Source organism: Sphingomonas sp. Leaf17, from assembly GCF_001421505.1.
Lineage (GTDB): Bacteria > Pseudomonadota > Alphaproteobacteria > Sphingomonadales > Sphingomonadaceae > Sphingomonas.
In genome coordinates this window covers 164441-176900 of sequence record NZ_LMKL01000004.1, presented here as the reverse complement: position 1 = coordinate 176900, position 12460 = coordinate 164441, and the positions used below count along the sequence as shown (strand labels likewise).

Here is a 12460-nt window from a genome sequence, read left to right as displayed (position 1 = left end):
CCATTCGACGTGATTCGACCCTGTGCGCGTCGTGGAGGATGACATGGTCGAACCGGCACCGCCGCCAAAGGTGCACCTATCGCCGGATGCCGGCCGGACACACCGATCCATCCGGACGGGCGGCAGGGTTCGAACGTCGCGAACCCTGCCCAAGCGCGATCAGCTCGTCGCCTTGATCCAGGCGGCGAGTTCGGCGACGCCCTCCTCGAACGAAATGGCCGGGTGCCAGCCGAGGCGGTCGGCTGCGCGGCTGATGTCGGCGCGGGCGTGACGGATGTCGCCGATCCGGAAATCGCCCGTGATGCTCAGCGCGGTTTCGTCATGCCCCAGATTACGCATCAGCGCGCGCGAGGCATCGAGGATCGTGGTCGCCTCGCCACTACCGATGTTGATCGGCTCGGACGTCACGGCGTCGGCGGTCGACGCCGCGATCACGGCAGCCGCCACATCGCGGACATGGACGAAGTCGCGGGTGATGAGGCCGTCTTCATAGATGTTCAGGTGCTGGCCACGCAGGATCATGCCGCCGAAGATCGACAGCACACCCGTGTACGGATTACGCAGGCTCTGCCCCGCGCCATAGACGTTCTGGAATCGCAGGACCGCCAGTTCGATACCGGAATCGGTCAGCGCCTGATCCAGCAGATACTCCTGCATCAGCTTGGTGCTGGCATAGACCGAGCCGGGCGCTGGCTGTGCATCCTCGGGCGTGGGGATCGGCTCCAGCGCTGCCCCGTCGGCCCCGGTCGGCAGGAATCGTCCCGCCGTCATGTCCGCCGGATCCCGCGGCTTGGGCACGACGACATGGCCACCCGCGTCGCGATAGGCCCCCTCGCCATATACCGCGCGCGACGAGGCGAGCACGACGCGCCGCCGCGCCTTGGGCAGCGCGCGCAGGGCTTCGGCCAGATAGGCGGTCCCCTGCACGTTCACCCCGGTATAGCGGCTGACTTCGTCATAGGACTGCCCCGTGCCGGTTTCAGCGGCCAGATGCAGGACGAGATCGGGCTGTGTCTGCGCAACCGCCTCGGCCAGCGCCGCCTGATCGCGGACGTCGCCGCGAATGAAGTGATAAGTCGGGCCATGATCCGGCACCTTGGCATCCGGTCCGTGGACCTGCTCCAGCAGATTGTCGAACACGGCCACCCGGTCGCCAAGATCGAGCAGCGCGGGCATCAGCGTGGTGCCGATGAACCCGGCTCCACCGGTCACCAGAATGGAAGAATAGCGCGTGATTGCCATCATGGCCCCCTGGCAGAAAAACGACCCGCCAACATGCGGGATACCCCGTCGCCTAGCGTAATATCGCGAGCCGGAAAAGAGCAGGTCCGTACCATCGACCATCGCCAGCACATCGCGCAATTCCGTGTCTGGACCTTACCTGACGCCAGGGAAAAATCCGCGCGCGACAATCGAATGGCAGGCACTACCCGATCGTGGCCGATGAACCGAAAAGTCGCGCCGCCATGCAGCATGATTGTAGGATAAAGTGCTTGATAGCCATCACCCTTTGGTGGATTTACGCCGCATATTTTCAGGCACGCACCAGAAAGGCTGCTGAACCTTGTCAGGCAATACATTCGGTACGAACGGCGTCGGCAAGGAGCCGTCAGGCATTGGGACCGGGCGGCTGACCAAGGCGGCGTCCCATGCCGAAATGGTTCGCGCCGCGCGTGATCGCGAGAAGCAGTTGATCGCGACCAGTCCCTGGTTCGACAGCGCCTGGTATCTCACCCAATATCCCGACGTCGAGGCAGCCGGCGTCGATCCGGTCGACCATTTCGTCACCTATGGCTGGCGCGAGCGCCGCAATCCCAGCGCCTATTTCCATACGTCATGGTATCTGGCCAACAACCCCGACGTCGATGAAACCGAACTCAATCCGCTCCTTCACTTCATCGAGCATGGCCAAGCTGAAAATCGCCCGACCAACCCTGACGGCCGGGTGCCGACCGCAATCGCTGGCGGAGAGATCGACGCTCGTACTGGAACCCGGTTGTCCGCGCGTGGCACCGCCGCCGCGCCGCATGGCATCGCAAGGGCCAGCGACGGCGTACACGACGGCATGTCGGTCCGCGAGCGTGAAGACCTCGGCCTCCTGCAATCGTCGCCACTGTTCGATGCTGATTGGTATAGCGCGCAATATCCCGACGCAGCCGCGATGGGCATGGCACCGGAACGCCATTATCTGCACATCGGCGGGTTCAACGACCACGATCCAGGTCCGCGGTTCAAGTCCGGTCGCTATCTGGCGAGCTACGCGGATGTCGCAGGTAGCGGACTGAATCCGCTCATTCATTTCCTTCGCTATGGTCAGGCCGAAGGCCGCAAGGGTGTCACCGACGAAAAGCCCGTCACAGCGCCGCCAGCCGCAGTGCCGACCAGCAAGCCGGTGAAACCCGCGCGGGTGCCCGCGCCCGCGCCCGCTGATACCAAATCCAACGCGATGTCGGCACGCGAGCAAGAAGACGTGGGCCTGCTGCGATCGTCGCCACTGTTCGATGCAGACTGGTACACGGCCGAATATCCGGCAGCGGCCGCTACAGGCATGACGCCCGAACGCCATTACCTGCAGATCGGCGGTTTCAGCGACCATAACCCAAGCCCGCGGTTCCGGTCTGCCTGGTATTTGTCGAATTACACCGACGTGGCGGGCAGCGGTTTGAATCCGCTGATCCATTTTCTCCGTTACGGTCAGGCGGAGGGACGCAGAACCGCGTCCGAGGAAGAAATCACGGTCAATGCGATTTCACCCGATACGGCAGCCGCTGCCGCCGAGATCGCCGCGAGCACGGCGATGCCGGTCATCGATTCGATCAAGCCGACCCCGAACTTCGTCGTTGTGTCCATGCAGGGACAGACGATGGGCTTGGTGCCGCACGACTGGTCGGCGTCGCCACCTCAACCGCTGCAGGCGATGCTGGCCATGGCCCGCCTGCACGATTGGGACGATCGGATCGCCATCGACCTGCGAACGTCGGCCAAGACGATGAACAGGCGCGAAACGCCGCCACTTGTGCTTTGGGATTTCAAGACCCTCGCACCGTTCGAGGTCACTAACGGCAAGGTGGCGGATTGCTGGTTTTCGGGCGATTATGATCTGCGGCTGCGGATAGATCCCGTTGACGGGGCGACATTCACGGGCGACCACCGACTTCGGTTTCACCAATCGAACATGACGGAAATGGCCCTGTGCGGCGAAAGCCTGTTGCGTGGCGAGGGGCCGGCCTTTGTCGGCGTCAAGTTGCTGAACCCGTTCAAGCCTGTGCTCATCACCGTCACGGACGACGCCGGACTTCTCGTGTCATCCGCACTGATTCCGTTTCCGTCACTGCTGCGGGGTGGGGCTCATCACGCCGAAGTCGTGGCGATGGGCGAACGCGCGGCCCGCATGTCCGACTGCCTCGACCTCTCCGACACGCTGTTCCGCGAAACCGTCAACTGGGACGAGGAAGCGGCACCGTTCTCGATCGCACGAATTGACATCGACCTGTGTGGTGCGACGGGCAGCGAACGTATTTTCGACCCGCTGGTTCGGGAGTGGCTGGCCGAAGTATTCAAGCTCGGAGTTTCGGCGGTCAATGCCGATACCGTGGAGGACCGCCGCGCCCGTTCGAGCCTTACGAAAACGCTGCTTTCCCGCGATCAACTGGCCCCGGCCATCGTCCAGTCGATGACGGATCGTCGTCTGGCCGGGCATACCAGCCTGGTGATCCCGCATGACTCCCTGCCAAGTTTGTCGGCCATCGCCTCGCGCCGGCTCACGCCTACCGGGGCCGATCCTCTGCATGGCTGTTACCTGATGGCGAACGCCACGACCGGGAAGGCGGTCCTGTCGGTGACGATCCCGACGGTCCGCAATCTTGATGCCGTGCAGCCCAACCGTCCGATTTCCTATCCCCGCCTCGTTGCAAAATCACCCGCGAAGAAGCCGATCGAAAATCCGGCCAGGCACGCACCGTGGCCGCTCGCGATCCGCTTCGTGACGCCGCTGGTCAACCCGGCCGTAACGCTGCTGCCGCATGCGCCCGACGCCAGCACGCCACCGCTTGCCATGACGGTATCGCCGACCGAGCGTGCCGCACTTCGCGTCGTAGCGATCGTTTCCGGTAACGGCGGCTTGCCCGCGCTGGAAAAGCTGCTCCCGTCCCTCGCCGGGCAGAACAACGCCGAAAACCTGCACGTCGTACTCGCGGCGAACCGCGAAACAGCCGCGCAGAACACGAAAATCGAACGTCTTCTCGGCGCGTTGTTCCCCAAGCGGCACACGATGGTGAATTGCGCATCGAACCGTCCGGCGGCGCAGATCAACGAGGCCGCCCGCGCAGCGAAGAAGGCCAGCCACCTCCTATTCGTCGACTCCTCCATGATTCTGCACGATCCCCGGACGCTCGACACCATGCTCGCCATCGCCACGCAGGAGCGCGTGGCGACTGTAGGATGCCCCCATGTGCGCCAGATTGCCGCAGGAGACGCCATGATGGTGTCCGCCGGAGCGTATTTCCCGGTACGCCTGTCGTTGAGCAGCAACCCGGGTATTGTCTTTGAAGAACCGAAGACGCCCGCCATCATGATTCATGCAACGATGCCGGTTGCGGCCAATTCGATGCGGTTTGTCATGATATCCGCACCAGTCTGGCGCAAGCTGGGCGGCCTGGCCGACGCGATCTATCCCGTCACGGGCGGCGATATCGAGTTCGGGCTGCGTGCGTTGGGAAAGAAATATGTGCATCTGAACACATCCGCCGTCACGGTGACCGACAGCGCGCATCGCCCCAGCGGCCAGCACCTTGATGTCGTGGCGACCGGCTATATGCCGGTTCACGCGTGGCAGGATATCGCTGCCTCCACTGCTGTCGTTCGTGAGTTGCGCTGATGAAACTGTGTGTGCTCGTTCCCTCACAGGAATATCTCGAACAGGCCGGTGTGCGAATCCGCTACCGACGGATTGCCGCGGCGCTGCAAGGCCATGGCACCGAACTGGTCCTGCGCCTGATCGACGAAGTCCGGCTGCCGGAACTTGGCGACAACGACATCTATCTTTTCAGCAAGATACCCGACGCCCGATCGATCATCCTGGCCCATGAACTGCGTGCGGCAGGGCGATTGATCGGTGCCGACCTGTTCGACGATTATTTCAGCCAGCATGACGACAGCCGTTTCGTCATTCAGCGCCAATGGCTTCGTACGATCGCCCCGCTGCTGGATTTCTTCCTGTGCTCGACGGCGCGCATGGCGGACGTGCTGAAGCAGGAATCGCCAACGGCCACCGTCATCCAAATGAACGATCCGTTCGCCCGCTTCGACGAAACGGCCCTGGCCAATTCCATCGAACACAAGCTGGTACGCGCGCGCGAGGAGCGGGTGATCCGCGTCGCCTGGTTCGGCATGGGCGACAATCCACATTTCGAGGTCGGCTTGCGCGACCTGAGCGGCTTTGGCAGCGCGCTGCGGCAACTGGAAACGCGGGGCTTTCGGGTCGAACTGGAGGTCATGACCAACCGCCGCGCCCTGACGGCCGACGGCTTGGAACTGCTGCGCCGTCTGGGCGTGCGATACACGATATCCGAATGGAGTGCCGACGCCGAGGCCGGATTGCTCGGTCGCAGCCTCGTTGCGTTCATTCCCGTCAATAGCCAGCCGTTCAGTATCGCCAAATCGCTCAATCGCGCGGTCACGGCCTTTTCGCACGGCACGCAGATCCTTTCACCCGGCTATCCGCTGTACGAGGCGCTCGATCGTTTCGTATACGACGATCCATCGCAGTTGGTTCGATCGATCGAACAGGGTTCGATGCTTGTCCGCCGCCAGACGTTGCCAGTTCTCGCCGCGACCCTCAACAAGATCGCCAATCCGGAAATGGAAGCGGAAAAGCTTGTTGCTGCGCTGACAGCCCTGCAGAATCCTAAAAGGCAGGTGAAACGCAAACGCCCCGTGTTAGCCTTGCTTCACGGAGTAAAAACCACTGGTGCGGCTCACAAATTGGCACAACGCCTGCAACATTTGTCTATCGCCAGCCCGTTTTCAAATCAAAATCTTAAGTTTGATGTAAAATTTCGAGCAAATCCCGTAACAATGACACTGGACGTGGAATTGTCCGATCGAGCACAAAAGAAACTTTCGGCTGACGTTGCGCGTCAACTGACATCCAATTCGCACCCAGATCGACCCCATGCCGCTTCGATAGAATTTGATCCGTTGGTTATGCAACAGTTATTATCTTCGGGAAGCGATTTTAGCGGGCGAATAGCGTCATATTCCTCAGTGATTGCCGCGAGTGATGCTGCACTAAGACTCCTGTTTCCTAACTCCCAGACAATTATCTCAGAAATTCAATCACCTTATCACACCTCAATGGATCCCGTGCCGGCTAAGCTTGCAAAGCTACCGCGAAGTATCTTGGTTATGGCCAACGGTCCCATTCCAAGCCTTGAGATTTCATTTCTTCGCCCTCTGCAAAAACTGGTAGAAGAAGGGATCGTGAAAGTCAGCACTCTCTATGAAACAGAATTAAAGCGCAAAGACTCTTCTCGGCTTAAAAAAGAGGGGTTTTTATATTATGAAGATCGAATGAAACAAGTTGATCCAGAGATAATTATTTTCTGCAGGTATAGTGGTCCATTTTCCAAACAAATTGTTGAATATGCAAGTTCTAAAAATATTCCTATTATTTACCATCTTGATGATGACTTGCTTGATATTCCCCCTTCGATTGGCCCAGCGAAGTATGCATATCACATGGCACCTGAGCGGATACTGAGTATCCGAACCATTCTCGGTGCAGCTAAAGTTATATATTGCTCAACCCCTGCGCTGAAAGAACGCATGATCGAGCATGGCGTAACCGAACGCTTGGTCCACGGTAGGATTTATTGTGCCGCGACAGTTAGGCGAAAACCATCTCGCAGCAAGGAGGTGCGCATCGGCTACATGGGAGGTCGTGATCATGCCGCCGATTTGGCTTTGGCAGTCCCGGCGCTGCGCGACGTTCTCGAGCGCCATGCACATGTGAGGTTTGAACTGTTTGGAGCGTTTGAGTTGCCAAAGGGGCTGGAAGGTCTTGAGGACCGCATTAGCCTGATACCTCCAATTCCTGTTTATGAAGATTTCATTCGCGCATTTGCGCAGATGCACTGGGATATCGGCCTCTGCCCACTGGAGAATACGCGGTTTAATAATGTGAAAGCCGACACAAAATGGATAGAATATACGGCTGTCGGGACTGCAGTGATTGCTAGCGCTGGAACGGTATATGACAATTGTTCGGCAAATGGCTGCGGTCTACTAGCGAGCGATTCGAGCGAGTGGGTTACTGCACTCGATCACCTCATTACCAACGAGCAGGATAGGATTGAGCAAATCAATCGTGCCCAATCGAAACTGAAAAATTTTTATAGCGAGGAGGCTCTGCTCAAGCAGGTTGTCGACATCATAGATATGGTTATGCCAATACCAAAATTATGCGATAGCTACACATATCAATATAAATCGGCATAATGAATTATTATATATTTCATTATTCTTGAATTATTTAATAAACTTATCAATACCATCTTCATACAACATAAGTATTAAATTTAGGAAGTTGATACTTTATATGAAAAATAACGTCATCCTGCTAGTTAATTTGTTACAGGATGTTAACGTCTTGCGGCCGATAGCGTACTTGGCTGCAGAGGAAACCGACGCTGCTATTATATTTATGGTGACAGAAGCGTTTCGAACTCGGGATAACACGGGGCGGTGGATATTCGAACTTGATCGCATGTGCCATGATATAGGCGCCAAAATTGAAGGCTATGCTTCCGAATATGAAGCCTTCCAATTACTGGAGGGTAAATCCGGGATTATTTTTGCCGGCAGCGAATCACATCTTGGTGCTCATGTTTTGACGCACAACGTCTTCCGTGTTGCACCAGCCGGATTTCTGCGCGTTACGTTGCAGCATGGCTTTGAATGTGTAGGATTTCTTCAGAATTATGAACAAACCGCCGTACACGGCAATTATATCACTTTTGCTGCCGACGTCATTTGCGGTTGGTGCGGACCCGATACGCTAAGGTCCGTTGCACCCTCTGAGCGATCGAAGTTGTATGTTACCGGTCCGCCGTCGTTGATACAGCCGAAGCGTGCCCGTCGCGGCGATGATCTTGCCATTCCTTCTGGAACAGGTCTGATCTGTGAAAACCTGCACTCCGTGCGTTTGAATGTATCGAGCAATCTGAAGGCGCCATTTATCCGGGATTTCACGGCATTTTGTTCCGAAATGGACATTGCCGGGGATACGGTTGCGATGCGGCCACACCCTGGTGGCCAGTACGTCGTCAAGAACAACGTAGCACTGCCGGCCAATGTTATACTCGACAACCGGCCAATGTATGATGTCGATCTGACGAGCTATGCTTTCGGCATATCCGCGCCATCGTCGGTGCTGATCGACATGCTGCTTGCCCGCATACCGACGGCGGTATGGAGCGACCCCGATGGACTGATAGACGCCTCGAACTATGCCGGATTGCGGACGGTCGGCAAACTGCAGGACTGGACCGAGTTCGCCGCCGACGTGAAGGCGCAGCCGGATGTGATCGTGAAGCGGCAGGATCAATTCCTGGCCGGCCTGGACATGGTAACGGACCCGGAAGAAGTACGCGCGCGGTTCGTCCGACTACTCACGAACTCGGTCGGAAAAACGGTTGCGCGCCCATCGTCAAGGCCATCGGGTATTCTGTTTCTGGCGAACGGTGAAATCCCAAGCCTGCACATTTCGTTCATTCGACCATTGCGTGAATATGTCGACCGGCGCGACGTTCGTGTGATGACACTGACCGAAAACACGCTGAAGCTCCGCTTTGCCGACGCGACGAGTGCTCAGGGCGAGCAATGGATGCTGGACCAGATCAGGACGTTCGAGCCTGCGATGATCGTAGCGTGTAGTTACAGCGGCCCCCACGCCGATGCGATTGCCGATTATGCCGCCAACCGCGGTATTCCGCTGGTGTATCACCTTGACGACGATCTCCTCAGCATCCCGATGGAACTCGGCGAGCGCAAGTATCTGTTTCATAACGCGGCACCGCGGATCGCGACGGTCACGACGCTGTTGAAGCGCGCCGACACGGTCTACTGCTCCACGCGCGCCTTGGGGGACCGGATGAAGGCACTTGGCCTCAGCAAGAAGGTGGTGTTCGGCGACGTTTATTGCGCCGCCAGAACCATGGCTCCCGCTGAACTGCGCCCGGTGCGAACGATCGGTTACATGGGGTATGACCACGCCCATGATCTCGAACTGGCGATCCCGGCGCTGGTGCCTGTGTTGCGTGCCAATCCGGACATCCGGTTCGACCTGTTCGGATCAATCCCGAAGCCGCGGGAACTCGACGAATTCGGCGACCGGGTTCGCGTCATCCCGCCTATCCAGGATTACGACGCCTTTCTCGAATTTTTCGGCAAGATCGGTTGGGATATCGGGATCTGCCCATTGGCTGACACGGCATTCAACCGAGTCAAGGCCAACACCAAGTGGGTGGAATATACTGCTGCGGGGATTGCGGTCGTGGCGACCGGCGGCATGATGTATGACGAGTGTTCGGATGGTGGCTGCGGCGCGTTGGCCACCACGACAGAAGAGTGGATTGCCGCGTTGAATCGCCTGTGCGCCGATCCGGAAGCGCGGTTCGAACAAGTCGTGCGTGCGCAGACGAAGCTGGCGGCACGCTATTCGCCCGAGCATCTGCGCGATCAGGTCGCAGACATTTTGAACGAGGCTGCCGGGCGACCGCTTGTCGCTCACGCAACCGAAGACCGGCGGCGAGTTGCGGCCTGACGCGACCGATGCGCGGTTTTATCGCGCCGGATGCGGCAGCGGGTGCGAAACGGCCGCCGGGATGGTACGAATCGTCTCTTGAACTCCCGCCCGAAAACGAGTCCACCTGAGGGCTATGGAGACAGACATGGTTGTTACGGATAACAAGCCCGCCACGGAGGCGACCACTTCGGCGCTGAGGACTCTCGCGATCGAGGTCAAGGCACTGGAATCGCTGACCGGCGCGTTCGATGACGGCGCGCTCAGTGCCCAGTTCGATGCCGCCGCCGACATCATCGTCAAATCGACGGGCCGCGTCATCGTGACGGGCATGGGCAAAAGCGGGCTGATCGGTCGCAAGATTTCGGCGACGTTCGCGTCGACGGGGACGCCGTCGTTCTTCATCCACCCCGGCGAGGCCAGCCATGGCGACTTGGGCATGGTCACCACCGACGATGTCGTCATCGCCCTGTCCTGGTCGGGGGAAACCGCCGAACTCAGCGACATCCTGACCTTCTGTCGTCGCTTCGACGTGCCGTTGATCGCCATCACCTCTCGCCTCGACAGCGCGCTGGGCAAGCGATCCACCGTCTGCCTGACCCTGCCACGGGTACAGGAGGCGTGCCCCAACGACCTCGCGCCGACCAGTTCGACGATCATGATGCTGGCGATCGGCGACGCGCTGGCCGTGGCGCTGATCGAGCTGCGCGGATTTTCGGCGGCCGATTTCCGCATCTTCCATCCCGGCGGCAAGCTGGGCGCGCAGTTGATGACCGTGCAGGACATGATGGCGACCGGAGACGACGTGCCTCGCGTGTCGGGCAACGCCACGATCCTCGACGCGACGATCGAAATGACGCGCAAGCGGTTCGGCATCACGGCCGTCGTAGACGATGCCGGCCTGTTGATCGGCGCGTTTACCGATGGCGATCTGCGGCGCAACGTCGCGGCCGGCACGGTCGAGGAATGCGTCAACACCCAGATGACGCTGCACCCGCTATACGCCAATCCGCAGATGCTGGCGTCGGAGGCGCTGGCGATCATGAACAAGCACACCATTTCGCAGCTGTTCGTGTGTGACGGCATGACTCTGTGCGGGATCATCCACCTGCACGATATCTTGCGCGCAGGCGTGGTCTGACCGGCCGAAGTGCGATAGGCGACGCGACCATGAAAGCTCTGCCATGAAAGCCCTGATCGTCATCCCGTCGCGCTACGGGTCCACCCGCTTCCCCGGCAAACCGCTTCACCGCATTGCCGGACACACCCTGCTGGAGCGCGTAGTCGATCTGGCGCGGACCGCAACGCGCGGGGATGCCGACGTGAAGATCGTCGTGGCAACCGACCATGACGCGATCCGCGACCATGCCGCCGCCATCGGCTGCGACGCGGTAATGACCGACAGCGCGATCACGTCGGGCACCGGTCGCGCGCTGGCGGCGGCCAGGGCCGAGGTGATCGCCCCGGAGATCGTGTTGAACCTACAGGGCGACGCGCCGTTCGTGCCCGCCGATGCGATCCACCGGCTGCTCGACACGTTGCGGACCACCGATGCGGAAGCCGCGACGCCGGTCCTGCAACTCGACTGGGCACAGCTTGATGCGCTGCGCGATCACAAGCGCAGTTCGCCGTTCAGCGGAACAACCTGCGTCCGCGCGCCCGATGGCCGGGCCTTGTGGTTCTCGAAGAACATCCTGCCGGCAATTCGCGACGAGGCGGCCTTGCGCGCCGTCGACACGCGCTCGCCGGTCTATCGCCATCTTGGCCTGTATGCCTATCGTCTGGCCACGCTGGAGCGGTTCGAGGCGACCCCGCCCTCGCACTACGAACAGCTTGAGGGGCTGGAGCAACTGCGCCTGCTGGAACTCGGTGTGCGGATGCAGACGGTTGCCGCCGGCGCGCAACGTATCCCGATCAGCGGCATCGACACCCGCGAGGATGCCGCACTCGCCGAACGGCTGATCGCCGAACATGGCGACCCGTTCGGGGGCGCATGATGGCGCGGATCTTCGTCGTCCGTCATGGCAATACCTTCGGCCCCGGGGAAACCGCGCGCCGGGTCGGGGCCGCCACCGACCTGCCGCTGGTCGACAGCGGCATTCGACAGGCCGGGGCGCTGGGCGCGTGGTTCGCGGGCCAGGGCATAGCCTTCGGCCGGGTACTGTGCAGCCCCCTGCTGCGGACACGGCAGACCGCGGCGTGCATCGTCGCGCCGATGGCCGCGCCGCCCCCGATCGAACATACCGACTGGCTGCGCGAGATCGACCACGGCCCGGACGAGAACCAGCCCGAAGACGTCGTCATCGCCCGGATCGGTGAAGCCGCACTTCACGCCTGGGACACGCACGGCATCGCGCCCGATGGCTGGACCGTCGATACCGACCGGCGGATCGCCGCCTGGCGCACGTTTCTCGCGACCCCGCCGGCGGGCGACACGTTGCTGGTCACCAGCAATGGCGCCGCGCGGTTCGCACTGCTCGCCCAACCGGGGCTGTCGCAGGATCGTGAAGGCGGACTGAAGATCCGCACCGGGGCGTACGGCGTTCTCGAACAGGGCGACAACGGTGTCCTGCGGATCACCGACTGGGATCGGCGGCCAGGCTGATCGGCGGCCGGCTGGCTCGTCGGGCCGGGCCGCAAATACCGACAAGATCAGCT

General features: G+C 60.3%; 7 protein-coding genes. 6 read left to right on the top strand and 1 reads right to left on the bottom strand.

The window, feature by feature from the left end; all coding sequences use genetic code 11:
• Positions 1 to 159 precede the first annotated feature (159 nt).
• A complete protein-coding gene (locus ASE75_RS04990) occupies positions 160 to 1242 on the bottom strand; it encodes an NAD-dependent epimerase/dehydratase family protein (RefSeq protein ID WP_200922314.1) in 1083 nt (360 codons plus the stop codon).
• A 322-nt stretch (positions 1243 to 1564) separates the two neighbouring features.
• On the opposite strand from ASE75_RS04990, the gene ASE75_RS04985 reads away from it, so the two are divergent.
• The 6 genes from ASE75_RS04985 to ASE75_RS04955 all read left to right on the top strand — a co-directional run bounded on the left by ASE75_RS04985 (position 1565) and on the right by ASE75_RS04955 (position 12407).
• Positions 1565 to 4876 carry a glycosyltransferase family 2 protein gene (locus ASE75_RS04985; RefSeq protein WP_055929894.1) on the top strand — a complete coding sequence of 1104 codons (3312 nt, stop codon included), beginning with the start codon at positions 1565 to 1567 and terminating at the stop codon, positions 4874 to 4876.
• Positions 4876 to 7497: a glycosyltransferase gene (locus tag ASE75_RS15360; RefSeq protein WP_156340173.1), complete on the top strand. Its 2622-nt coding sequence runs from the start codon at positions 4876 to 4878 to the stop codon at positions 7495 to 7497. The genes ASE75_RS04985 and ASE75_RS15360 overlap by 1 nt, the downstream gene beginning before the upstream one ends.
• Positions 7498 to 7597: 100 nt before the next feature.
• Entirely contained in the window at positions 7598 to 9823 is a 2226-nt protein-coding gene (locus ASE75_RS04970) for a glycosyltransferase (RefSeq protein WP_082463818.1), read from the top strand.
• A gap of 127 nt (positions 9824 to 9950) precedes the next feature.
• Complete coding sequence (locus ASE75_RS04965) at positions 9951 to 10943, top strand: KpsF/GutQ family sugar-phosphate isomerase (RefSeq protein WP_200922313.1); 993 nt, start codon at positions 9951 to 9953, stop codon at positions 10941 to 10943.
• 43 nt (positions 10944 to 10986) lie between these two features.
• Complete coding sequence (locus ASE75_RS04960; RefSeq protein WP_055929880.1) at positions 10987 to 11799, top strand: 3-deoxy-manno-octulosonate cytidylyltransferase; 813 nt, start codon at positions 10987 to 10989, stop codon at positions 11797 to 11799.
• The gene (locus ASE75_RS04955; protein ID WP_200922312.1) at positions 11796 to 12407 is read left to right on the top strand and encodes a histidine phosphatase family protein; all 612 of its coding nucleotides are present in this window, start codon (positions 11796 to 11798) and stop codon (positions 12405 to 12407) included. The genes ASE75_RS04960 and ASE75_RS04955 overlap by 4 nt, the downstream gene beginning before the upstream one ends.
• Positions 12408 to 12460: the final 53 nt, after the last annotated feature.